This window comes from Neorhizobium petrolearium, from assembly GCF_029854435.1.
GTDB classification, from domain to species: Bacteria; Pseudomonadota; Alphaproteobacteria; order Rhizobiales; family Rhizobiaceae; genus Neorhizobium; species Neorhizobium petrolearium.
On sequence record NZ_CP123000.1, the window covers coordinates 5,270,359 to 5,296,511 of the forward strand.

Genomic DNA, 26,153 nt, shown 5'->3' on the forward strand with positions numbered 1-26,153 from the left:
TCATTCCTGATGAGCCATGATGCCGCCGATCCAGGTGCTCTTCATGCCGAGATCCTCGGCGAGAATAACGAAATCCGCATCGAAGCCGGGTTTCAGTGCGCCCTTGCGGCCGGAGAGCCATGCCGCTTCCGCCGGATAGGCTGATGCCATCCGCAATGCTTCTTCGAGTGGTAGGCCGAGCCTTTCATGCACGAAGCGCACCGACGAGATCATGTCGATGTCAGCCCCTGCAAGCGTCCCATCGGCAAGCGTCAGCCGGCCGTCCTGCCGCAGGATCTCGCGTCCGTTGAGGGTAAAGCTCTTCATCTCCGTACCGATCGGCGACATGGCATCGGTGACGATGAAGATTTTGCCCGGTCCGTTCTTTGCCCGCAGAGCAATGCCCATCGCGGCGGGATGGACATGGATGCCGTCGGCGATCAGCCCGGCGTAGAGCGAGCCGATGCCCAGCGCTGCACCGACGACGCCCGGCTGGCGATGGCCGAGCGGGCTCATGGCGTTGAAGAGATGCGTGACGGTGCGCACGCCCGCCTCGGAATAGGCCCTGGCTGTTTCATAGGTCGTGTCTGTGTGGCCGAGGCTCACCATCAAGCCGGCCTCCGCAAGCCGCTTCGCCTGTTCCGGGGTGACGTTCTCCGGCGCGACGGTGATCATCATCGCATCGAATATGCCCTGGCAGGAGAGCATGAGTTCGATGTCCTTCTCCTCCATCGGCCGGATCAGCTTCGGGTCATGCGCCCCCTTGCGGGCGATGGAAAGATGCGGACCTTCGAGATGCAGGCCGAGGAAACCCGGCACGCCCTGTTGCTTCGCTTGCTTGCCGGCCTCGACGGTTTTTGCCGTGATCTCGAATGTGTCGGTGATGAGGGTCGGCAGCAGGCCGGTCGTGCCGAACTTGGCGTGCGCCGCGCAGATCTGCTTGAGACCCTCGACAGTCGGCTCCTCGTTGAGCAGCACGCCGCCGCCGCCGTTCACCTGCAGGTCGATGAAGCCGGGCACGATCAGACCGCCGCCGGCATCGATCGTCTCGATGCCTTCCGGCAGGGCCGCGACAGGCCGGATCGCCTCGACCCGGCCGTTGCCGAAAACGAGCGCGGCATTCTCATGCCAGGAAGCGCCGTCGAAGATGCGGGCGCCGGTGATGGCCTTGGCTGTACTCATAGTGTTTCAGTCACCTTCTTCAATGCAACTGGCGCATCCGGGTTGAAGCCTTTCGCGCGCGACCAGGCTTCCACGAACCCGTAGAAGGGCAGGATGAGCGCCAGCGCATCGGTGAGCGGATGGCCGGTCGCGACGAAAGGCAGCTTTCGCGCGGCCTTGACCTTGTCGGAGGTCGCGAAGGCAAGCGCCCCCTTGGCGGCGAGGTTCTCGGCAATCTCGACGGCCGAGGCCTCGGCCGCGTCGCGCGCCGCGAAGGTGACGACCGGAAACCGCTTTTCCACCAGCGCCACGGGGCCGTGCAGCACTTCAGCAGCCGAATAGGCCTCCGCATGCATGTTGGAGGTTTCCTTGAATTTCAGCGCCGCCTCGCTGGCGATCGAGAGCGCCGGTCCGCGACCGAGCATGTAGAGCGATTCCGCGTCGCCGAGCTCTTTGGCGAGTTCATTCCAGTCGAGCTTGACCGCCTTTTCGAAATGCGACGGCAGGTTGCGAATGGCGGCCTTCAGGTCCTCGTCGTCCACCCACTCGGAAAGCAGCGCAAGGCCCGCGACAATCGAATTGACGAAGGATTTTGTTGCCGCGACCGCAAGTTCCGGTCCGGCATTGATGTTGATCGCATGGTTCGAAGCGCTGGCAATCGGCGACGGCAGCGTATTGGTGAGCGCGATCGTGACGGCGCCGGATCTGGTTGCGGCTTCCGCCATGGCGACGATATCCGGGCTTTTGCCGGATTGGGAAATCGCGATCGCCGCGCCGCCCTCGAGCCTCAGCTTCGCGCCGTAGATCGAGGCAAGCGAGGGGCCGAGCGAAGCGACGGGCCGGCCGGCGGTAAGCTCGATCGCGTATTTGATGAAGGTCGCCGCGTGGTCGGAAGAGCCGCGGGCGATGGTGATCAGGAACGCGGGGTCCTTCTCCCGGAGCGCCCGGCCGGCGGCAACGATCTCCGCTGCCGACCTGTCAAGCAACCGGGCCGTCGCCTCCGGTATCTCGTTGATCTCTTGCCGCATATGGGTTTGCATGGTTCAGTCCTTGTCAGTTTTCGCCGAGCGAGAGCTCGGCCACGAAATCGTAGGCGTCGCCGCGATAGAGCGAGCGGGTGAGTTCCACCACGCGGCCGGATGCCAGATAGGATACGCGTTCGATCGAAAGCCCGGCGGAGCCCACGGGCACTGCCAGCAATCCGGCATCCGGGTTCTTCATATTGCAGGCGGATATCCGTTGTATGGCGCGCACGGGCCGGGCATCCTTTTTTTCCAGCTCCGCGTAGAGCGAATTGGTGACGGCGGAAGGGTCCGGCAGGAATTCGGCGGAAATGCTGGCGCGTTCGATGGCAAGCGGCATGTCGTTGGCGATGCGCAGGCGTCCGAGGCGGGCCACCTTCGTCCCCGGGGCGAGGCCCAGCATCATCATTTCTTCAGGGGAAGGGTGGAACAGGCCCCGTTCCAGCCATTCGGACTTGGTCACCAGCCCGCGCCGCGCCATGTCCTCTGTAAAGGACGTGAGCCGGGTCAGCGGCTGCTCGACGCGTGACAGCGGCTTGACCACGAAGGTACCGGAACCATGCCTGCGGGTAAGCAGTCCATCCTTGACGAGATCGTCGACCGCCTTGCGCACGGTGACGCGGCTGACATTGGCGTAATCCGCAAGGTCGCGTTCGGCCGGCAGCGCGTCGCCGTGGCCGAGCTTGCCGGAGCGGATCGCATCTTCCAAGCTCTGGCGCAATTTCCTGTAGAGCGGCCCGGTTCCGGCATTCTGCAGGCCGTCGAGGGGAAGGATGGCGGCAAGCGTCTCGTTCATGCACGCGCCTCCGAAGGTGAGCCATAGGCCTTGACCGCGAGCGCCACGGCACCCGTCAGCGCGTCGGCAAGCGGCTCGGAAAGCCGGCTGCGATGCCGTTCTGCGAGATATTCGGGATAGAGCGGTGCGAGGCCCCCGAGCAGGCAGAGTCGGCCTTTACCCCTGGTGATGGCGTTCACTGCGTCAAGTGCTTCGTTGATGCCGTCCGCGCCGGTTTTCAGGATGCGGATCGCCGCTTCGTCGCCTTGCCGGGCAAATTCGAAAACCTTCGGCGTATAACGTCCGTAGTCGCCCGGTTTCGCCAGCCGGGCGAAATCGACCACGTTTTCCGGATTGTTCCCGAACTCCGCAAGAATGGCTTTCGAGAGCCCGGTCATCGGGCGGATAGCGTCGTAGGCGAGCAGGCTTTCCTGCAGTGCGAGCTGGCCGAGTCGCGCGCCGCTGCCGAGATCGCTCACCTGGAATCCCCAGCCTGCGATCGAATGAAGTTCGCCGTCATGTCGCGCAATATAGACCGTTCCCGTGCCGACGATGCCGATCGCGCCGTCCTCGTCGCCGATCGCGCCTTGCAGCGCGATCACGCCGTCGGAGACGATTTCCGACTGCTTGAAGGGCAGCCGCGCCTGAACGTAGTTCACGGCGTCTCCGACGTTGTTGCCGGCAAGGCCAAGGACGGCGGGCGCGGATGGGAGATCGGGCGTGATCCCGGCTTCCTCAAAGGCCAGCCGTGCCGCCTCGGCGATATGTTTCAACGCGGTATCCGGATCAGTGAGGATATTGGACGCGCCGCTCTTGCCGCGGCCGAGAATAGTGCCATTTCCGTCAGCCAATGCTGCGCGGCAGCTGGTTCCCCCGCCATCGATTCCGATGAAATAATCGACCATGGATACCTCCAGAAATTGATAATACCAAAAAAATACCAATAACCAAGAGAGATTTCCGATTTTCGAAATGCTCTGCGATATTGCGCTGAAATGATTGGATTATTTTCATTTTCCCCAAAGTGCGTTATTGATTTGGTGATAAAAGTTAATTTTCCTTCTGGACAATTGGTATTTTTTTGGCATCATTTTGGTCAGAGGGAGAAATCGGATGAGCAAAAACGCCACCGAAGCAAGACATGGGAAAGCGGAAGGGCTCGACATGCGCGCGCCCGCCGAAATCCTTGAGCTTCTGGCAGCGGCCCAGCAGGAGGCTGCGAAAGCGGTCGATCGCGCCATCCCGGCTATCGCCGAAGCTGCTGATCTTATGGCTGCAACGTTGAAGTCCGGCGGCAAGCTCGTTTACGTCGGTGCCGGCAGCGCCGGTCTGGTCGCCATGACCGATGCTCTTGAATTGCCCGGGACTTACGGGATCGCGCCGGAGAAGCTGGTTGTCCTGTTCGCCGGCGGCCTTTCCCCGGTCACCGATCTGCCCGGCGGACCGGAAGACGATCCGGTGCTCGGGCGGCACGATGCGGATGTCATCTCCGGAGAAGACTGCGTCCTCTGTGTCTCGGCCAGCGGTTCGACGCCCTATACGGTCGCCGTCGCCGAAGTGGCCAGGGCACGCGGCGCGAAACTGGTGGCGATCGCCAACAATGCCGGCGCAAGACTGTTCGATGGCGCCGATGTGGCGATCCTGCTTGAAACGCCGCCGGAAGTGGTGGCGGGCTCCACCCGCATGGGGGCCGGCACGGCGCAGAAGATGGCGTTCAACATGCTCTCGACGCTGGCCGCGGTGAAGCTTGGCCACGTGCATGACGGCCATATGGTCAGCCTGCGCGCCGATAACGACAAGCTGCGGGCCCGCGCCGCCCGCATGGTGGCGGATATTGCAGGGATCGATTTCGAAGAAGCGCGCGCCTGGTTCGGCGCTGCCGATGGTTCGGTGAAGGTGGCGGTTCTGCTTGCGGCCGGTGCGGCCGATGCGGAAGCGGCGAAGGCGCTGCTGGCCAGGTCCGGCGAGGTGCTGCGTGTCGCACTTGATGAGCTGCACGCAGGCAAAAGTTCCATGAAGCGCGCTTGACGGCGCAAAAAGAGGGAGAACATCATGACCCGCATTTTGAAAGGCATGCTTTTCGCAACGACCGTGCTCGCGCCTGCGGGCCTTGTCGCCACCGACGCGTCCGCGCAGACCGCCCAGCTCACCATCGAGAGCTGGCGCAACGACGACCTGCCGATCTGGCAGGAGAAGATCATTCCGGCCTTCGAAGCGAAAAACCCCGACATCAAGGTAACCTTCGCGCCGATGGCGCCGACGGAATACAATTCCGCCGTCAACGCCAAGCTGGAGGCAGGCACGGCCGGAGACCTCATCACCTGCCGTCCGTTCGACCTGTCGCTTGCCATGTTCCAGAAAGGCCAGCTCGCGGCGCTGAACGACCTGCCCGGCATTTCGAACTTCTCCGACGTCGCCAAGTCCGCCTGGACCACTGATGACGGCAAGACCACCTTCTGCGTGCCGATGGCATCGGTCATTCACGGTTTCATCTACAACAAGAAGGCTTTCGAGGAAGCCGGCGTTGAGGTTCCGAAGACCGAGGATGAATTCTTCGCCGTGCTCGAGAAGTTCAAGAAGGATGGCAATTACATCCCGCTCGCCATGGGCACCAAGGACCAGTGGGAAGCCGCCACGATGGGCTACTACAACATCGGCCCGAACTACTGGAAGGGCGAGGAGGGCCGCAAGGCGCTGATCGCAGGCACCGAGAAGCTCACCGATCCGCAATGGGTCGAGCCCTATGCAACGCTTGCCAAGTGGAAGCCTTATCTCGGCGATGGTTTCGAGGCCCAGACCTATCCGGACAGCCAAAACCTCTTCACGCTCGGCCGCGCCGCGATCTATCCGGCCGGTTCGTGGGAAATCGCGCCGTTCAAGGCTCAGGCCGATTTCGAAATGGGCGCTTTCCCGCCGCCGGTGAAGAAGGCGGGCGACGCCTGCTACATCTCCGACCATAACGACATCGGTCTCGGCCTCAACGCCAAGGGCAAGAATCCGGAAGCGGCGAAGAAATTCCTCGCTTGGGTCGCCTCGCCGGAATTCGCCGAGCTTTACGCCAATGCGCTTCCGGGCTTCTTCAGCCTGAACTCGACGCCGGTGAAAATGACGGATGATCTTGCCCAGGAATTCGTGTCCTGGCGCGAGAACTGCAAGACGACGATCCGTCCGAGTGCTGCGATCGTCGGCCGCGGCCAGCCGAACCTCGACCTCGAAATGTGGCGCGTTTCGGCAAACGTCATCAACGGCACGCAAACGCCTGAGCAAGCTGCCGCCGAGACTCAGAAAGGCCTCGACAGCTGGTACAAGCCGGCGAAGTAACGCCTCACGCCCACCATCTGCCCCTCACCCTAACCCTCTCCCCGCTTGCGGGGAGAGGGGACCTGCCTCGCTCGACCTTCGAGATGGAGGAAACCCTTGCGGCATATTCCTTCTCCCCGTCAAAACGGGGAGAAGGTGGCGGTAGCCGGATGAGGAGCATTGCCGTAACATCCTGCACACGCCGTAACTAAAGACCGGAACCCGCGCCATGAGCGATACCGACATGACCGATACCGAGATCGTCCCGGTGAAGCGGCCCGCTCGCTGGCATATCCTCGTCTTCCTGGCGCCGGCCTTCCTCGTCTATACGGCGGTGATGATCCTGCCGCTCATCGAAACGCTGAGGCTCTCGCTCTTCAACATGGTCGTAGGCCAGCTTGCTTTCGTCGGCTTCAACAATTTCCGCGTCCTCTTCAGCGATCCGAGGCTTTCCGCCGATTTCTGGAATGCGCTTGGCAACAACGTCATCTTCTTCATCATCCATATGCTTGTGCAGAACCCGGTCGGCATTGCCATCGCCGCCATGCTGTCGGCGCCGAACCTGCGCTTCGCCGCCTTCTACCGTTCGGCGATCTTTGTGCCGACACTGCTTTCCTTCGTCATCGTCGGCTTCATCTGGAAGCTCATCCTTTCGCCGATCTGGGGCATTGCGCCCGGCATGATGGATTGGGTGGGACTGAAATGGGCCTTCGCGCCCTGGCTCGGCAAGCCGGAAACGGCGCTCGTCACCGTCTCGCTGATCTCGGTCTGGCAATATGTCGGCATTCCGATGATGCTGATCTATGCGGCGCTCTTGAACATTCCCGACGAGGTGCTGGAAGCCGCCGAGTGCGACGGCATTACCGGCTGGAGCCAGTTCTGGAAGATCAAGCTGCCGCTCATCCTGCCCTCGATCGGCATCGTCTCGGTACTGACCTTCGTCGGCAATTTCAACGCCTTCGACCTGATCTACACGGTGCAGGGGGCACTCGCCGGCCCGAACGGCTCGACGGATATCCTGGGCACGCTGCTCTACCGCACCTTCTTCGGGTTCCAGAACCAGATGGGCGACCGCTCGATGGGCGCCACCATCGCTGCCGTGATGTTCCTCATCATCCTCGCCGGCGTCTCGCTCTATCTCTTCGTCATCCAGCGGCGCATGCGCCGCTATCAGTTCTGAGGAGACGGACATGTCGAAAGCCCGCTCCGCTCCGCTGCGCACTGCGCTCATTCACCTGGCGCTGATCGCCTATACGCTGGTGGCGCTTTTCCCGGTCTTCCTGACGCTGGTCAATTCGTTCAAGAGCCGCAATGCCATCTTCCGAGAGCCGATGGCGCTACCGACGCCGTCGACCTTCAGCCTGATCGGCTACCAGACCGTGCTGAACCAGGGCGATTTCGTCGGCTATTTCCAGAACAGCCTGATCGTCACGGTCGTGTCGATCGCGCTGGTTCTGCTCACCGGCGCCATGGCCGCCTTCGCGCTCTCCGAATACCGCTTCCGCGGCAATACGCTGATGGGGCTTTACCTGGCGCTCGGCATCATGATCCCGATCCGCCTCGGCACGGTGGCGATCCTGCAGGGCATGGTGGCGGCCGGCCTCGTCAACACGCTGACATCGCTGATCCTCGTCTACACAGCGCAGGGCCTGCCGCTTGCCATCTTCATCCTGTCGGAATTCATGCGCACCGTCTCGGACGACCTGAAGAATGCCGGCCGGATCGACGGGCTTTCGGAATACGCGATCTTCTTCCGCCTCGTCCTGCCGCTGGTGCGTCCGGCCATGGCGACGGTCGCAGTCTTCACCATGATCCCGATCTGGAACGACCTCTGGTTCCCGCTGATCCTCGCCCCCGGCGAAAGCACCAAGACGGTCACGCTTGGTGCGCAGATGTTCATCGGCCAGTTCGTCACCAACTGGAATGCGGTCCTCTCGGCGCTGTCGCTCGCCATTCTGCCGGTCATGGTTCTATACGTCATCTTCTCGCGGCAATTGATCCGCGGCATTACCTCCGGAGCCGTCAAGTGAACCCGTCCAATCGTCCCATCCGTGTCCTTGTCGCCGGCCTCGGCAATATGGGCAGGAGCCATGCACTGGCCTATTACGACAATGCGGGCTTCGAGATCGTCGGTCTCGTCAATCGCACCAAGCGCGACCTGCCGGGCGAACTCGATGCCTATCCGCTCTTTACGGACTTCGAGCGGGCATTGCGGGAGACGAAGCCGGATCTCTGCTCGATCAACACCTATTCCGACAGCCACGCGGACTATGCCGTCATGGCTTTCGAGGCCGGCTGCCACGTCTTCGTCGAAAAGCCGCTGGCGACCACCGTTGCCGATGCCGAGCGCGTCGTTGCGGCCGCCAGGAAGCATGACCGCAAGCTGGTGGTCGGCTATATCCTCCGCCATCATCCGTCCTGGATGCGGCTGATCGCGGAGGCCCGCAAGCTCGGGCCTCCCTACGTGTTCCGCATGAACCTCAACCAGCAGTCCTCCGGCGACAAGTGGGACGTGCATAAGGCGCTGATGCAGACGACCCCGCCGATCGTCGATTGCGGCGTGCATTATGTCGACGTCTGGTGCCAGATTACCGATGCCAAAGCGGTCGAAGTGCGCGGCATGGGGCTGCGCATGACCGAAGAGGTCGCGCCGGATATGTACAACTACGGCCACATGCAAGTGTTGTTCGAGGACGGCTCGGTCGGCTGGTACGAGGCGGGTTGGGGCCCGATGATGTCGGAAATGGCCTTCTTCGTGAAGGACGTCATGTCGCCCAAGGGCTCGGTCTCGATCCTCGTCGACGCGAAGGCGAAATCCGACGACATCGATACACATACGAAAACCTCGGTGATCCGCGTCCATTCGGCCGAGACCGGCCCGGACGGCCTGTTCATCCGCCCCGACGAGGATCTGTCGATGACCGGCGAACCGGATCACCAGAAACTCTGCGATCTCGAACAGGCCTATGTGCTGAAAGCCATCCGCGAGGATATCGATCTCACCCGCCACATGGATGATGCCGTGCAGTCGCTGCGCATCTGCCTTGCTGCGGATGAAAGCGTGCGCACCGGCAGGCCCGTGAAACTTTAAGGAAAAAGCCCTTGGGTTCCCTTGAACTGAAATCCATCCGCAAGGCCTTCGGCACCCACGAGGTGCTGAAGGGCATCGATCTCGAGGTGAAGGACGGAGAATTCGTCATCTTCGTCGGCCCCTCCGGCTGCGGCAAGTCTACGTTGCTGCGAGTGATAGCCGGCCTTGAGGACGCGACATCGGGCAGCGTGAGGATCGATGGCGCCGAGGTCATCAGCGTACCGCCAGCCAAACGCGGCATTGCCATGGTGTTCCAGTCCTATGCGCTCTATCCGCACCTGACGGTCAAGGACAATATGGGCCTTGGCCTGAAACAGGCCGGCACAGAAAAGGCAGAGATCGACAAGCGTGTCGCCAAGGCGTCCTCCATGCTGTCGCTCGATCCCTATCTCACTCGCCGCCCTGCCGAATTGTCCGGCGGTCAGCGCCAGCGCGTCGCGATCGGCCGCGCTATCGTGCGCGAACCGAAACTTTTCCTGTTCGACGAGCCGCTCTCGAACCTCGATGCGGCGCTGCGTGTGCAGACGCGCCTGGAGATCGCCGGCCTGCACCGGCGGCTGAAAGCGACGATGATCTACGTCACCCACGACCAGGTCGAGGCGATGACGCTGGCGGACAAGATCGTCGTGCTGAATGCCGGCACGATCGAGCAGGTTGGCTCACCCATGGAGCTTTATAATAAGCCGGCTAATATTTTCGTGGCCGGCTTCATCGGTTCACCGCAGATGAACTTCATCCCGGCCGAAAAGCTGGGCGACGCCGGCGCCAAGACCATCGGCATCCGCCCGGAGCATATAGCCCTCTCGCGTGAAAACGGCGACTGGAAGGGCAAGGTCATCCATGTGGAACACTTGGGCGCCGATACGATCGTCTATCTGGAGACCGAGGCGACTGGCCTCTTGACCGTCCGCCTGTTCGGGGAACATCGCCACATGCCGGACGACGTGGTGTTCGCCACGCCCGACAAGGCAAGCCTGCATCGCTTCGACGCAAACGACCGCGCAATCGCCTGAGTTTATTCCGCGGTCGTGAGCAGCCTGGCGCCGCCGGCCGCCTGGACCGCCAGGCTGCCGAAACGGATGCCGGCCCGAAGGCACATCTCTTCCGAGGCTCCATTCAGCCAGGCGTTGATGAACCCGGCATTGAAGGCGTCGCCGGCACCGGTCGTATCGATCACCGGCACGGTTTCCGCCGGCGCATGCAGCATCCGGCCGCTCGACATGACCCAGGCGCCCTCAGCGCCCCCCTTCAGCACCACCAGCGGAAAGGCGAGCGACAGCTTGCGGATCGCAACCTGGGGATCGGCCGAACCGGTGATCGCCTCCGCTTCCTCCAGGTTCGGCAGGAAGAGATCGACGCCCTCGCAGGCGCGAAGCAGGCCGCGGTCGTAGATCAGGGTCGCATCCCAGCTCGGGTCGAGCGAGACGGTCAGCCCCTTCTCCTTGGCGCGGGACACGAGGTCGGGGATTTCGTGCAGAGTCGCATACTCGGCAATGTGAAGATGGCATGCCTCCTCCCAATCGAGCGCGGCATCAAGCGTCGCGGGCAGTGCCGGCCCGGCCCGGCGGGTGAGGAAGGCCCGGTCCTGCCCGACGACGGCGGCCACGGTAATCTGCGGGCCGGCATCCCCGGCATGTTCGACGAAACGCAGGTCGACCCCGCTTTCACGGAGCTGTGCCTCGACGCCGGCTGACAGTGAATCCATGCCGATCCGTGCGGCGAGCGCCACCTTGCGCCCGGCATGCGCCATATGCGCTGCGGCGATGAAGGCGCCGCCGCCCGCCGCGATCTCCATGCCACTTGCAAAAAGCTCGCGCCCCAACACCGGCAGGTGATCGAGGCCCGTGAAAATAAGGTCGCAATAGACCCGCCCGATGCTGAGCACCGCGGATCTAGTCTCTGTATGCGTCATCATGAACGGCCCAGAAATTTCTCTGTGCTGGCATCGAAGAGGTAAAGGCTGCCGGGCGCGGCTTCGCAGGTGAACTCGCTGCCGACGGCCGGTATGGATTTGTCCCGCGCCGTCGCTATCACCGAGGCGCCGGCAATGTCCAGATGAACCAGTGTTTCAGGTCCCAGTGGCTCCACGGCGGTTACCGTTCCCGTCAGTCTGAAGCCATCGCTGTCTACTGTCTTGGCATGGGCGATCAGGTCGTGCGGCCTGACCCCGATCAGGATATCGCCTGCGGAAGCCATGTCCACGCCGGAGCCGTTGCGCCTGCCGCGCACGAGGTTCATCGACGGGCTGCCGATAAAGCGGGCGGTGAAGACGTCCACCGGGCTTTCATAGAGTTCCGACGGCGTGCCGACCTGCAGGATATTACCGTCCTTCATCACCACGATCCGGTCGGCCATGGTCATGGCTTCGATCTGGTCGTGGGTGACATAGACGGTGGTGGTCTTCAGCCGTTGGTGCAGGCGCTTGATCTCGATGCGCATCTGCGAGCGAAGCTGAGCGTCGAGGTTGGACAGGGGCTCGTCGAACAGGAAGGCGGCTGGATCGCGCACCATGGCGCGGCCGATCGCGACGCGCTGGCGCTGGCCGCCGGAAAGCGCGGCCGGCCGGCGGTCGAGCAGGGCTTCCAACCCGAGGATCTTGCCCGCTTCCTCGATCCGCTTGTCTTTCTCGGCCTTGCTGAGCTTCGACGTGTAGAGGCCGAAGTCGATATTCTGACGCACCGTCATATGCGGATAGATCGCATAGTTCTGGAACACCATGGCGATGTTGCGTTGTTTCGGCTCGCGCTGGTTGACCACCGCATCGCCGATCTTCAGCGTGCCGTCCGAAATCTCCTCAAGGCCGGCGATCATCCTGAGCGTTGTCGATTTGCCGCAGCCGGACGGGCCGACGAAGACGACGAATTCGCCATCGGCGATCGAAAGATCGATGCCCTTGACGGCTTCGACCTTGCCGTAGCGCTTTACGAGTTTTTCAAGTTCTATCGTCGCCATCAGCGGGCTCCCGTAAGCGCGGTGAACTTTTCTTTCAATTCCGCAGCAGCAGCGGCCTCATGATCGGCAGCTTCCTTCGCCGCAGCTTCGAAGAGCGCGAGCTTTTCGCGATAGGCCTTGAGCGCATCCTGCATCGGCTCGAGTGCCGGGCCGCCGAATCGGGCGCGCACGGCGACGAAATGTTCCGGCGAGACGATCTCCCTGAACTTCGCGAGATCGACCGAAGGCTTGCGGCCTACCGAATGTTCGAAGGCCTTGAGAAAGGGCTCGTAACCGTCATTGGTAAGATCGCCCTTGGCGGCGACGACGCGTTTCGCCGTCGCTGCGGCAATCTCGTGCGCCTCGCGGAAGGAGAGGCCTTCGATCCGCACCAGCGAGTCGGCAAGCTCGGTGATGGTGATGCAGGATCGGCGGATGTTCTGGTCGACGCGCTCCGGGTCGATGCTGATCTGGCTGATCAGGGCTGCCAGCAGATCGAGCACGCGCGAGGCGGAGGCGAAGGCCTCGTAGCCCATGCCCTGCGTCTCGCCTTCGCTGTCATTCATGTCGGTGAAAGGGGTGTTGTGCATCACGTCGAGCACGGTCCGCGCCCGGCCAAAAGTCTGGCTGGCAAGGTGGCGCAGATGCTCGATCGGCACCGGATTGCGCTTCTGCGGCATGATCGAGGAAATCTGCACCAGCGCGTTCGGCACGTAGATCTGGCCCACTTCGAAGCTCGTCCAGAACTGGAAGTCCTGGATGAGGCGGCCGAGATGCAGGAACATCAGCTCGATGGCCGAATAGGTGGCGGTCGTATAGTCGACCGCCGCGATGCAGGAATAGGAGTTGCGCAGCGGCGCGGAAAAGCCGAGCAGTTCGGCGACGCGAGCGCGGTCGATCGGAAAGCCCGACGTGGTGATCGCCGCAGCCCCCATAGGCGAGAGGTCGACGATGCGGCGGGCCTCGGCAAAGCGCTCGATATCGCGGATCAGCACTTCGATTGCGGCCGAGAGATAGTGGCCGAAGGTCGTCGGCTGGGCGGGCTGGCCATGCGTATAGGCGACGATCAGCGTGGATTTCTCCCGATCGGCCGCATCGATCATCGCCGCAAGCAACAGCCTGGCCTTGCCCATCAGCGCGTCGATCTTGTCCTTCAGCCCGAGCTTGAAGAGCGTGTGGTCGATGTCGTTGCGGGAGCGGGCGGTGTGCAGCCGGCCAGCGGTGTCGACGCCGATGCGCGCCTTCAATTCCTTCTCGATCAGGAAGAAGAAGTCCTCCACCTCGCCGGTATAGACGAGTGTCGAGGGATCGATCTCCCGGTCGATCGCTTCCAGTGCATCCGCGATCCTGGAAGCCAGATCCCGATCAAGGATGCCGGTCTCGACGAGCATGACGAGATGGGCGCGATCGATGCGGCGGAAACCGTCGACATGATGGCTCCTGGCGCCATCGAAGAGGGGCTTGAGCACGGTCTCCTTGTAGACTGGATCGGGGAATTTGCTGGTGTCGGAAAGGCGCGGGTCCGCCATGGCTTTATCCTTTCAGGCCCGCCAGCATGACGCCGCGGACGATGTAGCGCTGCAGGACGAGGAAGACGATGAGCGTGGGAATGGTGGCGATCGCCGCCCCCGTCATGATCATTTCCCACTGGATCTGCTGCTCCACGGCAAAGCTCGAAAGCCCGACCGGCAACGTATAGAGTTCCTTGCTGGTGGTGACGATCAGCGGCCAGAAGAAGGCCGTCCAGTTGCCGAGGAAGGTGAAGATGGCGAGCGCCGAGAGCGCCGGCGTGACGAGCGGCATGGCGACCTTCCACCAGATCTGGAATTCGTTGAGACCGTCGACGCGGGCCGCCTCGATGAAGTCGTTCGGCACCGTCTCGAAGAACTGCTTCATCAGGAAGGTGCCGAAGGCGGTCATCATGCCGGGGAACATGATGCCCCAGTAGCTGTCGAGCCACCCGAGCTGGCTCGACATCAGGTACCACGGGATGACCAGCATCTCGGTCGGGATCATCAGCGTCGAGAGGATGGCGAGAAAGATGAAATAGCGGCCGCGGAACTCGAACTTGGCGAGCGTGTAGCCGACCAGGCTGTCGAAGAAGCAGTTGGACAACGTGACGATCGTCGCGACCAGCATCGAGTTGAAGAACCAGCGCATGAAGCGCCCGTCCGCCAGCACGGCAATATAGTTGGCGAGCGTCGGAGCGGCGGGGATGAGGCGCAGGTCGTAGACCTGGTCGGCCGTCTTCAGCGAGGTGGAGAACATGAAGGCGAGTGGCGAGACCATGATCAGCCCGCCGATGAAGAGCAGTGTCCAGGCAATGATCCTGCCGGGGCGGACATCGGCCTTGTAGAGCGGCGGGGAGACGGGTGCAGCGTCGCTCATTTCTTTTCCCTCAGGATGAAGAGCTGCAGCAGCGATACGACGAGCAGGATGGAGAAGAGCACCACCGTCTGCGCCGCGGCATAGCCCATGGCATAGGAGTTGAAGGCTGTCTGGTAGATCATCAGCACCAGCGGCTTGGTCGACCCGAGCGGCCCGCCGGGGTCGTTGGTGGTCATGTTGTAGACCTGGTCGAAGATGCGCAGGAAGCCGATCGACGAGAAGACCACCAGGAATACGGTCGTGGGTTTGAGGAGCGGCAGGGTGATCTTGCGCAGGATCGCCCATTCGCCGAGGCCGTCGATACGGGCGGCCTCGTAGAAGGTGGTCGGGATGGCGCGAAGCCCGGCCATGAAGATGATGATCTGGAAGCCGAGACCCGCCCAGATGGCGGTGACCATGATCGAATAAAGCGCCTGGTCCACGGAGCGGATGAAGGGCTGCTGCGGAATGCCGAGCATGCCGAACACGTCGTTGATGATGCCGATCGGCGGCGGCTGGTAGAACCAGCGCCAGACCCAGGCCATCGCCGCGGCGGTCGTGAGATAGGGCAGGAAATAGAGCGCCCGGATGAAGCCGTGCATGAAGCGCACGCGGTCGAGAAAGAAGGCGATCGTGAAGGAGAGCACGAGGCTGATCGGCATACCGATGATCAGGTAGGTGAAGGTATTCCGGAACACCTTCCAGAACTGCGGGTCCTTGAACAGCTTGGTATAATTGGCGATCCCGATGAATTTCGCCGGCCGGAGCAGGTCCCAGTTGGTGAAGGACAGCCAGAAGGCTTGCGCGGTGGGATAGAAGCGGATGACCGCATAGAAGAGGATCGGCAGAACCAGGAATCCCCAGACCCAGAGAAGCCGCTTCGTCCGTATGGAAAGGCGGTCCCCAAAGGATATCCCTGGAGATCCGCCGGGACGGCCGGATGCCGTCCCCTGCTGTTCGATCGATGCCATGACCGGCTCCAGGGATTACGGCTTGGCCGAGTCGATGATTTCCTGCTCGGCCTGCGCCGCTTGGCTGATGGAATCCTCGACGGATTGGCCTTCGAGCAGCACGCGGTTTGCCATGTCGATGGCATTCTGGCGCTGGGCGGCTTCATCCAGGAACAGCGTGGTATGGGCGTATTCCAGGCCCTTCAGGAATGGTCCGTAGATCGGGTCCTTGAGGTTCGCTTCGGTGAGAGCGGCGGAACGGCGTGCCGGCAGTTCGCCGACCGTCTTCAGCCAGATGTCCATGGCTGCCGGAGAGGAGATATAGGCCAGGAATTTCTTGGAGGCTTCGAGTTCCTCGCCCGTGGTCTTGGCGCCGATGCCGTTTGCGAAATAGCTGGCATAATTGAAGCGCACGCCCTCGGCATTGGCGGGCAGTTCGGTCACGCCCCATTCGAAATCCTTGATGGTCCGGAAGGAGCCGAGGCGGAACGTGCCGTCGATCGTCATGCCGGCCTTGCCGCCGCGGAAGGCGGCCTGGCCTTCGTCCATGAAACCGGCCTGACCGATCTTCTTTTCAAGCTGCAGGCTCGTGTAGAATTTCAGCGCCTTGATGCCAGCCTCACTGTCATAGGCAACCTTCTGGTCGTTGTCGGTATAGGGAACGCCGCCGAACTGGCGGATCAGCACCTCGCGCCACCATTGGTGGTCCTGGCCGCCCATGTCGAGCGTGGAGCCGGCCACCGTCAGGTTGCCCGCGGCATCGTGCTTGGCGATCTTCTCGGCCGCGGCGACATATTCATCGAGCGTTTTCGGCGGGTTGTTCGGGTCGAGGCCGGCCTCTGTGAAGAGCTTCTTGTTGTAGAAAAGGGCGAGCGAGCGAACGGCCGTCGGCAGTCCGTAATAGTCGTCGCCGCGCTTCATCGCGGTCACGATCGGGAAGAACTCGCTCTCGATCTTGTCATGCGGGAAGGCGTCGGTCGGCAGCGGCTGCAGGATGCCGCCGGCCGCAAACTTGTCGAGCCAGCCATAGAAGAGCTGCATGACGTCCGGGCCGTTGCCGGACATGTTGGCGGCGATCACGCGGGTCTGGTAATCGGCATAGGGGAAGGTGACCTGCTTGACGGTGATATCCGGATTGGCCTTCTGGAACTCGGCGATAAGCTGGTCCATCGCCTTCACGCGCGTATCGAACACATATTGCCAGTATTCGATTTCGACCGCCTGCGCGGCGTTGAATGCGAACGTGCTGAAGCCGGCGACGAGACCGGCGAACAAGGCTGCCTTGCGCATGTGAGCCTCCATTTGCCCCGCCGGGTCCGCCGGTCTTGGGGTTTGATTGTTCCCTGCATTCGGCCGCATTGCGCGATCCGATGCGTTTTTTGGTTTCCGGAAGGATCGCTTCGATGCCTCCCGTTTGAAGTGCTGCGACCCCTTTGCCCCAGCCTCTCCTTACGGTTCCCCGACTGAGGCCGTTTGTCAATAAGATAATTTACTTGAATTATTCTATTGCCGGAAACCGATTTCCGGCGCTATGAATCGCCTGGAACGGAAGGTCGGCGACATGACGATACACACGATCGGCACGCACCCGGTGGCCATCGGCAAGAACCCCGAACGAAGCCGCGATCACAACCGCCGCGTCGTGCTGGATGTGGTGCGCCGGCACGGTTCGCTTGGACGCGCCCATATCGCCAAGATCACGCAGCTCACCCCCCAGGCCGTTGCCAATATCGTCGACGAGCTGGTGGGCGAGGGGCTGCTGATGGAAATGGGACGCCTGCGTTCCGGGCGCGGCCAACCGCCCATCCAGTTTGCGGTGAATCCGGAGGGTGGCGCGACGATCGGCGTGGAAATCGCTGCCGACCGCATGGTGACTGTCGCCCTCGATCTGTCCGGCAGGCTAAGGGAGAAGCGGATCACTTCCCTTAAGGACACGACACCGGAGCATATTCTTTCGGCCTTTACGTCGGAACTTTCGACCGTCGAGAAATCTGTGGGGTCGAAATTGCTTGGCACCGGCGTCGTCATGCCGGGCCCCTTCGAGATCGACGGCATGACGTCGGTCGGTCCGACCACGCTTCCCGGCTGGGCCGGCCTCGATGCGGCGCAGGCGCTGGGCGAGGCCTGCGGACATACGGTCGTGGTCGAAAACGATGCGACCGCCGCCGCCGTCGGCGAACGCCTGTTTGGCGCGGGGCTGACGATATCCAATTTCTGCATGATCTATTTCGGCGTCGGCATCGGGCTGGGGATCATTCAGGACGGCGCGCCCTATCGCGGTGCCTTCGGCAATGCCGGCGAAATCGGCCACGTGACCGTCGTTCCCAAGGGACGACCCTGCCCTTCCTGCGGTCAGCTCGGCTGCCTGGAAGGTTACGCCTCCGTCTATGTGCTGAAGGAGAAACTTGGCTGCGCCGGTATCCCGGAATGCGAGTTCGCCGATATCGAGAGGCTTCATGCCGCAAATCATCCGATCGTGGAGGAGTGGGTGGACGAGGCTGCCACCTATCTCGGCCCGATGGTGGCGATGCTCGAAAACATCCTTGACCCGCAGACGGTGATCCTGGGCGGCGCGCTTCCGGACGCCGTCATTGACGATATCATCACCCGCCTGGGCAACAACCTGCCCACCTCGGTCGCCAGCCGCCGCCAGCGCGCCCTGCCGCGCGTGCTGCGCGGAAAGACGGGCCAGTTGACGGCCGCGCTCGGCGCTGCGGCCCTTCCGCTTTTCGACATGGTGACACCCAAGCTCGAGACTTCGCTTGCGGGGCTTGCCGATATTCCTGTCTGACATATTGGGAGAAGATTTCATGCTGACCGCCCGCGAACGCATTGAACGGCAGATGGCCGATCCCTCGCTCGTCCGGCTCCATCGCAAGCTTTCGCGGCTGAAAGCGACGGTCACGATGATGAACACGGGGGCGCATCCGGACGACGAGCAGAACGGCATGCTCGCCTGGTTTCGCCTCGGCCTCGGCATGCGCGTCATCATCGCCTGTTCGACCCGCGGCGAGGGCGGCCAGAATGCGCTGGGTCCTGAGCGGCTCGGCCCGCTCGGCGTGCTGCGCTCCCGCGAACTTGAGGAAGCGGCCCGCGCGATTGACTCGGATGTTTCCTGGCTTGGCCATGGTCCATCCGATCCGGTCCACGATTTCGGCTTCTCCAAGGATGGCGACGCCACGTTCATCCGCTGGGGCGAAGCCCGCACGGTGGAGCGTCTGGTGCGCGCCTACCGCATGGAGCGGCCGGATATTGTCATTCCGACATTCCTCGATGTGCCGGGCCAGCACGGCCATCACCGTGCCATGACGCGGGCCGCCGAGGCGGCGATTGCACTCGCCGCCGACCCCAATGCCTATCCGGAGCATTTCGCCGAGGGCCTGAGGCCCTGGCAGGTCGCGAAATATTACCTGCCGGCGTGGTCGGGAGGCGGTGACACTTACGACGACGAGGTGCCGCCGCCGGATACGACCGTGACGGTGCTGGCGGAAGGCCGCGAGCCTGCGACAGGTGCTGAATACGACCGGATCGGCGAATGGTCGCGCTATTATCATGCCTCCCAGGGCATGGGGCATTGGCCGAAACGGCCGGAGCGGCAATGGGAGCTGCATCTGAAGCTCTCCGCCGTCGGTTCGGTGGCTGAACATTCCGTTCTTGAAAACCTGCCGACTTCGCTTTCAGCGCTTGCCGATTTTTCCGATCTTCCGAGCGATGCAGCGAATGCGTTGCGATCGGCGGATAGTGCGATTGCGGTGGCCATTTCGGCCTTTCCGGATCGCGAGGCGATCATCAAGGCGCTGGCCGAAGCGGCCGGCTGGCTTGACATTGTTGCTTCCTCCGCGCCGGAAGAATTCATGGCCCTGCATGGCCACCGTATCGCGCGCAAGCAGATGGAAGTCGATGCGGCGATCCTGGATGCGGCTGCAGTCTTCGAGCGCGCCTATGCCGTGCCTTCCGTCATATCGCCCGGCGGTGCAGCGATACTCACCGTCGAACTCGGGGAAGGCGCTTCGGATCACAAGGTCGATGTCGTTCCGGTTCTGCCGGCCGGTGTCTCGTCGTCCGTTCAGTCGTTCACCCATGACCGGCTTTTCGCGCTGACCGCCGCCTCCGACGCGCCGCTTTCCGATCTTTACCTTCCCGCCTGGTCGGCGATGGGCGGCAATGGCCATGCGCATGTAAAGGTCTCGGCCGAAATCGCCGGCCGGACCGTTACCGGCACCTTCGATCTGGAAGAACCGTTCGCGGTCGCACCTGCTCAGTCGCTGACCCTGCTGCCCGATGCGCTGGTGGTTCCGCTCGGCACGAAGCAGACCGAATGGCTGGTCAAGGCGGATATCTCCGGCGTCGACGCGCCGGTCTCCTTCAGGACGCCGGCCGGCTGGACGATAAAGAAGGCCGACGGCGACTGGATCGCGTCCGCGACCGATGCCGTCAGGCCCGGCCTCGTCGAAATCGAACCGCAGGTCGATGGCCGCCCTGCCTTCCAAGTCACGCCGATCGCCTACAGGCATATCGGCCGCGCGAGCTTCCGCGCCCCGGCGATGCTGAAAATCCTCTCGCTCGACTTGAAGCTACCGGAAGGCGCCCGCGTCGGCTACGTGGGCGGCGGAGCGGATCGCGCCGGCCTGTGGCTCGCCCGCATGGGGCTCGACGTCACCGAACTCGATGCGCAGGCGCTGTCCGGCGATCTTTCGCGGTTCACCACCATCGTCGTCGGCATCTTCGCCTTCGGCATCCGCAAGGATCTCGCCGCCGCGACTGGCCGCCTGCATCGCTTCGTGGAAGAGGGCGGCCATCTCGTCACTCTCTATCACCGGCCGACCGACGGCTGGAATCCGGAGGAAACGCCGGTCCGCCGCATCGATATCGGCTCGCCCTCGCTGCGTTGGCGCGTCACCGATCCGCGCGCCGAAGTTGCTGTGCTTGCGCCGGAACATGTCCTCCTGAAAGGACCCAACGTCATCGGCCCGGAAGACTGGCAGGGATGGGACAAGGAGCGCGGGCTCTATTTCGTCTCCCGCTGGGATGACGCCTACGAACCGCTGCTCGCCATGCATGACGTCAACGAACAGCCGCTGAAGGGCGCGCTGATCTCCGGTGCGATCGGCAGGGGGCGTCACACTCATACTAGCCTCGTGCTGCATCACCAGCTCGACAAGCTGGTCCCCGGCGCCTTCCGGCTGATGGCGAACCTCGTGCAGCCGGCGTGAGCACGGAAGGGGCGATAGAAACAGACCAGGAGCAGGCATCAAACGCCCGCATCGGGATCGGCTGGCTGCTGCTCGACATGACACTGGTTTCCGGCGGCATGACGGCATTGGTCAAGGCGCAAGGGGCAACCTACCCGGCGTTCCAGCTCGTCTTTATCCGGGCGATGATCGGACTTCTCTTCATCCTGCCGCTCATCTGGCACCATCGGGAGGAGATGGTCCGCATCAAGCACCCATGGCGGAATATTCTCCGCATCTCATGCAATGCGATCGCGCTCACCAGCAATTTCCTGGCGATCACCATGCTGCCGCTCGCCACGGTCAATGCCGTCGGCTTTTCGCGGCCATTGATTACCATGGCCATGGCGGTCGCCTTGCTTGGCGAGACGGTGAGCCGTATCCGCTGGCTTGGCGCGGCCGTAGCCTTTGGTGGCGTATTGATCGTCATGGCGCCGGGCACCGAGAGCTTTGATATCGAGGTCCTGGTTGTCCTGATCTCTGTCGTCTTCGGTTCGCTGGCAATTATCCAGACCCGCGCGCTGAAGGATGAGAATACCACCGTGATGATGGTTTTCTACACGGTCGGCCTTGCCGTCATCACCGCCGTGCCGGCCATCTTCACATGGCAGCCGGTGGCTCGGTTCGACTGGCTTCCGCTGCTCGGCATCGGCTTTCTCGCCCAATTGGGACAATACTGCTTCCTGCGGGCCTACCGCATCGCCGATGCCAGCGTGCTGGCGCCGGTCGGCTACCTCTCGATCGTATTCGTGACGGTCGTCGGTTACGTCTTCTTCGGCGAGGTGCCGGAGGTTCGGGTGGTGGCCGGAGTGGTCATCATACTTGCCTCGCTTCAAGGAGCAGCTTGGCTTGAGCAGCGCCGCGCTCGTGCTGTGCGCAAGATGATGTGAACCAATGTGAGCGGGATCAGACCGCGTTGTCGAACTTTCTGCCGGCCTTGTCGTTACAAAGAGACAAGGAGGCGCCTATGGCCGCTCTATTCGTCATTCTTTCCTGCGTCACGGTTCTGGCCGGCGTATTTACGGTCGTCATCAGGCAGGTGGCTGATGCCCATCGGCAGCATTATCGCGATGAAATGGCAGCCAATAACCTTGCATACGCCCGACAGCGCGAGTTTGACGATAAGGGGTCGCGCAAGGTGCGGCTGTCGCGTGGCGTTGCAACCTCCCGAAAGCCCACGCCCCGGCTGCCGTCAGATCATTCGCACTCTGTGCTGACGATGTGACGGTTTTTGTCTTGAAGCGCGCGCTTCAATTCCCGCTGAAAGGAATTTATTGAGAGGAAAGATTTGGTGGAGCTAAGCGGGATCGAACCGCTGACCTCTTGCATGCCATGCAAGCGCTCTCCCAGCTGAGCTATAGCCCCATCAGGGTGGTCCGGCATTGTCCGGTCCTGGGAAACTCCTAGGCGTTGCGCCTCGCGGAGTGGCGGCTTATTACTTCCGGTTTTCGGAGAGTGCAAGCCGAAATTTGTCGGCCCGGCAACTTTTATTGAATTGCCGGGCCTTGACGTGGAATCCGATCAGACTTCGTCGTCGTCGCCGGTGACGCCGATAATGCCCGACATATCGTCGTCTTCATCGTCTTCATCGGTTTGAAGGAAGGTATCGTCGTCGTCATCGCCGAGATCGACATCGTCGTCGCCGATATCCGGCAGGTCATCGCCGCCGGCGGCCTCGTCGCCTTCTTCGAGCGAAACGAGTTCGACTTCCGGATTTTCGGTATCGACTTCCTGGACGTCCTCTTCCTCGGCCTGTTCCATCTTCACAGCTACGCTGTTTTCTTCGAAGAAGGAGAGCGGCCAGGACTTGCCGGTATAGGGGGAGACCACCGGGTCGCGGTTCAGGTCGTAGAACTTCTTGCCGGTATCCGGATCGGTGCGTTTGGTTCCGAGTTCCGCTTTTGCCACAGTCAGAGCCTCATGAGGGATGGCCGAGTAGATCGGCGCGCCGCTTGGAAAGCGGCTCTATTGGGTGAAAAACTAAGCCGGTCCCCATAAGGCTTGTACCCCGTGATGTCAAAGACAAACTTTCATGGATTGCATCAACGCGTCCCGGGTGACCGTCCGGCAGCTTTATGATAGTCACCCCGTCAGGATGGAAGGAAGCCGCCCATGTATCAACCGCCGCATTTTCGAGAAGAAGACCTGGGCACCCAGCATGCATTGATCCGCGCGCATTCGCTCGGCCTTTTGATTACCTCCGGCAATTCCGGCCTCATTGCCAATCCGGTGCCATTCCATCTGGATGCCGATGCCTCGGCAAAGGGAACGCTGAGGCTGCATCTTGCCCGCGCGAACGGCCAGTGGAAGGATATCCGAGACGGAGCGCCGGTTCTAGCTGTTTTCCAAGGTGCGGATTCCTATGTTACGCCCTCATGGTATCAGACCAAGCGCGAGACCGGCAAAGTCGTGCCGACGTGGAATTACGCGATCGTCCAGGCAAGAGGGCCCGCCCGGGTTATGGAGGATGCCGATTGGCTGCTTGCCCAGATCAATGCCATGACCAATCAGCATGAGGGCAAGCGCGCCTTGCCTTGGTCGATAGGCGATGCGCCGGAAGATTTCATTCGCGCGCAGCTGAAGGGCATCGTCGGCGTGGAGATTGAGATCGCCGAGATCGAAGGCAAGTGGAAGGTAAGCCAGAACCGCCCGGTCGCCGATCGCAAAGGTGTTGCGGCGGGGCTTGATGAAATGCCCGGACAGGACGATATGGCGGAGCTCGTCCGCCATTATGGCGCAGCGCGCGAAGCTTGAGTTTTCGAAATTGACGTCTGGAATGATCATCGCTATCGACGGACCCGCCGCCTCCGGCAAGGGCACGCTTTCCCGCCGCCTCGCAGAAGAATACGGCTTTCACCATCTCGACACCGGCCTCACCTACCGTGCCACCGCAAAGGCGTTGATCGATGCCGGTCTGCCGCTCGATGATGAAAAGGTCGCCGAGAAAGTGGCAAAAGGCGTTGAATTGGCGGGGCTTGATCGCGATATATTGTCCAGCCATGAGATCGGCGAGGCGGCCTCGAAGATTGCCGTCATGCCTTCCGTCCGCCGGGCATTGGTCGAGGCGCAGCGTGATTTCTCGCAAAGAGAGCCGGGAACAGTGCTGGATGGCCGGGATATCGGAACGGTCGTCTGCCCGAATGCGCAGGTGAAGCTTTACGTGACCGCTTCGCCGGAAGTGAGGGCGAGACGTCGTTATGACGAGATTCTCGCCAAGGGCGGCATGGCGGATTATGCGGCGATTTTCGCCGACGTGAAGAAGCGTGACGAACGGGATATGGGCCGCGCCGATAGCCCTCTGAAGCCTGCCGAGGATGCGTACTTGCTTGATACGTCGGAAATGAGTATAGAGGCCGCGTTTCAGGCAGCGAAGGTTGTCATCGACGCCGCCTTGAAGATGACTTGACGATGTGAGCCGGTTTGCGTCCGGCTTCGTCTTTGAGAACCCGCTTGACGCTCGGTCCCCGCGCCGGATTGGCCTCTACAGAGGAGGCGGACCTGATGCTCAGGCATGTGTAACACGAACCACCGGCGCATACGTGCCTGTTTAGAGGCACTCTAGGAGATTTCATGGCAGTATCTAACCCCACGCGGGAGGACTTCGCAGCCCTCCTCGAAGAGTCCTTTTCCAAGACCGACCTTGCTGAAGGCTATGTCGCCAAGGGCATTGTGACGGCGATCGAAAAGGACGTCGCGGTTGTTGACGTCGGCCTCAAGGTCGAAGGTCGCATCGCGCTGAAGGAATTCGGCGCCAAGGGCAAGGACGGATCGCTGAAGGTCGGCGACGAAGTCGAAGTTTATGTCGAGCGCATCGAAAATGCACTCGGCGAAGCGGTTCTCTCGCGCGAGAAGGCGCGCCGCGAAGAAAGCTGGGTCAAGCTCGAAGCCAAGTTCGAGGCCGGCGAGCGCGTTGAAGGCGTCATCTTCAACCAGGTCAAGGGTGGCTTCACCGTCGATCTCGACGGCGCCGTTGCCTTCCTGCCGCGTTCGCAGGTCGACATCCGTCCGATCCGCGACGTCACTCCGCTCATGCACAACCCGCAGCCCTTCGAAATCCTCAAGATGGACAAGCGTCGCGGCAACATCGTGGTTTCGCGCCGCACGGTTCTCGAAGAGTCCCGCGCCGAGCAGCGTTCTGAGATCGTTCAGAACCTCGAAGAGGGCCAGGTGGTCGAAGGCGTCGTCAAGAACATCACCGATTACGGTGCGTTCGTCGACCTCGGCGGCATCGACGGCCTGCTGCACGTTACCGACATGGCGTGGCGTCGCGTCAACCATCCGTCGGAAATCCTGTCCATTGGCCAGCAGGTCAAGGTTCAGATCATCCGCATCAACCAGGAAACCCATCGTATCTCGCTCGGCATGAAGCAGCTCGAGTCGGACCCGTGGGATGGCATTGCCGCCAAGTATCCGGTCGGCAAGAAGATTTCCGGTACCGTCACGAACATCACCGACTACGGTGCATTCGTCGAACTGGAACCGGGCATCGAAGGCCTGATCCACATCTCGGAAATGTCCTGGACCAAGAAGAACGTTCACCCCGGCAAGATCCTGTCCACCACGCAGGACGTTGACGTAGTCGTTCTCGAAGTCGATCCGTCCAAGCGCCGCATCTCCCTCGGTCTCAAGCAGACCCTCGAGAACCCGTGGCAGGCATTTGCCTACAGCCACCCGGCCGGCACCGAAGTCGAAGGCGAAGTCAAGAACAAGACCGAGTTCGGCCTGTTCATCGGCCTCGAAGGCGACGTCGACGGCATGGTTCACCTCTCCGACCTCGACTGGAACCGCCCGGGCGAGCAGGTCATCGAGGAATACAACAAGGGCGACGTCGTCAAGGCCGTCGTTCTCGATGTGGACGTCGAGAAGGAACGCATCTCGCTCGGCATCAAGCAACTCGGCCGTGACTCGGTCGGCGAAGCAGCCGCTTCCGGCGACCTGCGCAAGAATGCCGTCGTTTCCTGCGAAGTCATCGCCGTCAACGATGGCGGCATCGAAGTGAAGCTCGTCAACCACGAGGACATCACGTCGTTCATCCGTCGCGCCGATCTTTCCCGCGACCGTGACGAACAGCGTCCGGAGCGTTTCTCGGTCGGTCAGGTCGTCGATGCCCGCGTGACCAACTTCTCCAAGAAGGATCGCAAGGTCATGCTGTCGATCAAGGCTCTCGAGATCGCTGAAGAGAAGGAAGCCGTCGCTCAGTTCGGTTCGTCCGACTCGGGCGCTTCGCTCGGCGACATTCTCGGCGCGGCTCTGAAGAACCGCAACAACGCCGAGTAATCGACGTCTTGCAGAAATTGAAACCGCCGGATCGAAGGTCCGGCGGTTTTTTCATGCCCTTCCAGCTGT

24 protein-coding genes and 1 tRNA gene are annotated in these 26,153 nt (G+C 62.0%); 13 read left to right on the forward strand and 12 right to left on the reverse strand.

Annotation, left to right across the window (positions count from 1 at the left end):
* From nagA to QEO92_RS25370, 4 genes are read right to left on the reverse strand one after another with little or no spacing between them, the layout of a single operon-like run.
* Window positions 1-1,161: an N-acetylglucosamine-6-phosphate deacetylase gene (gene nagA, locus QEO92_RS25355; protein WP_227704859.1), complete on the reverse strand. Its 1,161-nt coding sequence runs from the start codon at window positions 1,159-1,161 to the stop codon at window positions 1-3.
* The gene (locus tag QEO92_RS25360; protein WP_227704860.1) at window positions 1,158-2,180 is read right to left on the reverse strand and encodes an SIS domain-containing protein; all 1,023 of its coding nucleotides are present in this window, start codon (window positions 2,178-2,180) and stop codon (window positions 1,158-1,160) included. The genes nagA and QEO92_RS25360 overlap by 4 nt, the downstream gene beginning before the upstream one ends.
* A 13-nt stretch (window positions 2,181-2,193) precedes the next feature.
* Entirely contained in the window at window positions 2,194-2,958 is a 765-nt protein-coding gene (locus tag QEO92_RS25365; protein WP_037151742.1) for a GntR family transcriptional regulator, read from the reverse strand.
* Window positions 2,955-3,842 carry a glucosamine kinase nucleotide-binding domain-containing protein gene (locus QEO92_RS25370; RefSeq protein ID WP_227704861.1) on the reverse strand — a complete coding sequence of 296 codons (888 nt, stop codon included), beginning with the start codon at window positions 3,840-3,842 and terminating at the stop codon, window positions 2,955-2,957. Before QEO92_RS25370 ends, QEO92_RS25365 begins: the two co-directional genes overlap by 4 nt.
* 208 nt (window positions 3,843-4,050) lie before the next feature.
* Between QEO92_RS25370 and QEO92_RS25375 the strand changes: the two genes are divergently transcribed.
* The 6 genes from QEO92_RS25375 to QEO92_RS25400 all read left to right on the forward strand — a co-directional run bounded on the left by QEO92_RS25375 (window position 4,051) and on the right by QEO92_RS25400 (window position 10,341).
* Complete coding sequence (locus QEO92_RS25375; protein ID WP_227704862.1) at window positions 4,051-4,965, forward strand: N-acetylmuramic acid 6-phosphate etherase; 915 nt, start codon at window positions 4,051-4,053, stop codon at window positions 4,963-4,965.
* A gap of 24 nt (window positions 4,966-4,989) precedes the next feature.
* Window positions 4,990-6,258: an ABC transporter substrate-binding protein gene (locus tag QEO92_RS25380; RefSeq protein ID WP_227704863.1), complete on the forward strand. Its 1,269-nt coding sequence runs from the start codon at window positions 4,990-4,992 to the stop codon at window positions 6,256-6,258.
* 208 nt (window positions 6,259-6,466) lie between these two features.
* On the forward strand, window positions 6,467-7,417 hold the full coding sequence (locus QEO92_RS25385; RefSeq protein WP_227704864.1) for a carbohydrate ABC transporter permease: 951 nt from the start codon (window positions 6,467-6,469) through the stop codon (window positions 7,415-7,417).
* A 10-nt stretch (window positions 7,418-7,427) separates the two neighbouring features.
* Entirely contained in the window at window positions 7,428-8,267 is an 840-nt protein-coding gene (locus QEO92_RS25390; RefSeq protein ID WP_037151726.1) for a carbohydrate ABC transporter permease, read from the forward strand.
* A 47-nt stretch (window positions 8,268-8,314) separates the two neighbouring features.
* Window positions 8,315-9,328, forward strand: a complete 1,014-nt coding sequence (locus QEO92_RS25395) for a Gfo/Idh/MocA family protein (RefSeq protein WP_244446894.1) — start codon at window positions 8,315-8,317, stop codon at window positions 9,326-9,328.
* Window positions 9,329-9,339: 11 nt separating this feature from the next.
* Window positions 9,340-10,341 (forward strand): ABC transporter ATP-binding protein, encoded by a 1,002-nt coding sequence (locus QEO92_RS25400; protein ID WP_227704865.1) that lies wholly within the window; start codon window positions 9,340-9,342, stop codon window positions 10,339-10,341.
* 2 nt (window positions 10,342-10,343) lie between these two features.
* Here the strand turns inward: QEO92_RS25400 and QEO92_RS25405 are convergent, their stop codons facing one another.
* Genes QEO92_RS25405 through QEO92_RS25430 form a run of 6 tightly spaced genes read right to left on the reverse strand, consistent with a single transcriptional unit; the run spans window position 10,344 to window position 16,878 of the window.
* Window positions 10,344-11,243: a carbohydrate kinase family protein gene (locus tag QEO92_RS25405; protein WP_227704866.1), complete on the reverse strand. Its 900-nt coding sequence runs from the start codon at window positions 11,241-11,243 to the stop codon at window positions 10,344-10,346.
* On the reverse strand, window positions 11,240-12,280 hold the full coding sequence (locus tag QEO92_RS25410; protein WP_227704867.1) for an ABC transporter ATP-binding protein: 1,041 nt from the start codon (window positions 12,278-12,280) through the stop codon (window positions 11,240-11,242). Before QEO92_RS25410 ends, QEO92_RS25405 begins: the two co-directional genes overlap by 4 nt.
* Entirely contained in the window at window positions 12,280-13,788 is a 1,509-nt protein-coding gene (gene argH, locus QEO92_RS25415) for an argininosuccinate lyase (RefSeq protein ID WP_227704868.1), read from the reverse strand. Before argH ends, QEO92_RS25410 begins: the two co-directional genes overlap by 1 nt.
* A 4-nt stretch (window positions 13,789-13,792) precedes the next feature.
* Window positions 13,793-14,647, reverse strand: coding sequence for a carbohydrate ABC transporter permease (locus tag QEO92_RS25420; protein ID WP_227704869.1), 855 nt, complete (start codon window positions 14,645-14,647; stop codon window positions 13,793-13,795).
* Window positions 14,644-15,597 carry a carbohydrate ABC transporter permease gene (locus QEO92_RS25425; protein ID WP_227704870.1) on the reverse strand — a complete coding sequence of 318 codons (954 nt, stop codon included), beginning with the start codon at window positions 15,595-15,597 and terminating at the stop codon, window positions 14,644-14,646. Before QEO92_RS25425 ends, QEO92_RS25420 begins: the two co-directional genes overlap by 4 nt.
* A 15-nt stretch (window positions 15,598-15,612) precedes the next feature.
* Window positions 15,613-16,878: an extracellular solute-binding protein gene (locus QEO92_RS25430; protein ID WP_227704871.1), complete on the reverse strand. Its 1,266-nt coding sequence runs from the start codon at window positions 16,876-16,878 to the stop codon at window positions 15,613-15,615.
* 259 nt (window positions 16,879-17,137) lie between these two features.
* On the opposite strand from QEO92_RS25430, the gene QEO92_RS25435 reads away from it, so the two are divergent.
* The 4 genes from QEO92_RS25435 to QEO92_RS25450 all read left to right on the forward strand — a co-directional run bounded on the left by QEO92_RS25435 (window position 17,138) and on the right by QEO92_RS25450 (window position 22,032).
* Complete coding sequence (locus QEO92_RS25435) at window positions 17,138-18,367, forward strand: ROK family protein (RefSeq protein ID WP_227704872.1); 1,230 nt, start codon at window positions 17,138-17,140, stop codon at window positions 18,365-18,367.
* Between the two features lie 19 nt (window positions 18,368-18,386).
* Window positions 18,387-20,789, forward strand: coding sequence for a PIG-L family deacetylase (locus QEO92_RS25440; RefSeq protein WP_227704873.1), 2,403 nt, complete (start codon window positions 18,387-18,389; stop codon window positions 20,787-20,789).
* 77 nt (window positions 20,790-20,866) lie between these two features.
* Window positions 20,867-21,697 carry a DMT family transporter gene (locus tag QEO92_RS25445; RefSeq protein ID WP_152601138.1) on the forward strand — a complete coding sequence of 277 codons (831 nt, stop codon included), beginning with the start codon at window positions 20,867-20,869 and terminating at the stop codon, window positions 21,695-21,697.
* Window positions 21,698-21,774: 77 nt separating this feature from the next.
* The gene (locus tag QEO92_RS25450; protein ID WP_227704874.1) at window positions 21,775-22,032 is read left to right on the forward strand and encodes a hypothetical protein; all 258 of its coding nucleotides are present in this window, start codon (window positions 21,775-21,777) and stop codon (window positions 22,030-22,032) included.
* Window positions 22,033-22,096: 64 nt separating this feature from the next.
* Here QEO92_RS25450 and QEO92_RS25455 read toward each other — a convergent pair.
* Both QEO92_RS25455 and QEO92_RS25460 read right to left on the reverse strand, forming a co-directional pair.
* Window positions 22,097-22,172 (reverse strand) — tRNA-Ala (locus tag QEO92_RS25455).
* Between the two features lie 156 nt (window positions 22,173-22,328).
* Complete coding sequence (locus QEO92_RS25460) at window positions 22,329-22,715, reverse strand: TIGR02300 family protein (protein WP_037151690.1); 387 nt, start codon at window positions 22,713-22,715, stop codon at window positions 22,329-22,331.
* 204 nt (window positions 22,716-22,919) lie between these two features.
* Between QEO92_RS25460 and QEO92_RS25465 the strand changes: the two genes are divergently transcribed.
* The 3 genes from QEO92_RS25465 (at window position 22,920) to rpsA (ending at window position 26,084) form a co-directional block, all read left to right on the forward strand.
* On the forward strand, window positions 22,920-23,561 hold the full coding sequence (locus QEO92_RS25465; RefSeq protein ID WP_037151688.1) for an FMN-binding negative transcriptional regulator: 642 nt from the start codon (window positions 22,920-22,922) through the stop codon (window positions 23,559-23,561).
* A gap of 22 nt (window positions 23,562-23,583) precedes the next feature.
* The gene (gene cmk / locus QEO92_RS25470) at window positions 23,584-24,213 is read left to right on the forward strand and encodes a (d)CMP kinase (RefSeq protein ID WP_152601135.1); all 630 of its coding nucleotides are present in this window, start codon (window positions 23,584-23,586) and stop codon (window positions 24,211-24,213) included.
* A gap of 164 nt (window positions 24,214-24,377) precedes the next feature.
* Complete coding sequence (gene rpsA, locus QEO92_RS25475; protein WP_037151685.1) at window positions 24,378-26,084, forward strand: 30S ribosomal protein S1; 1,707 nt, start codon at window positions 24,378-24,380, stop codon at window positions 26,082-26,084.
* Window positions 26,085-26,153 lie beyond the last annotated feature (69 nt).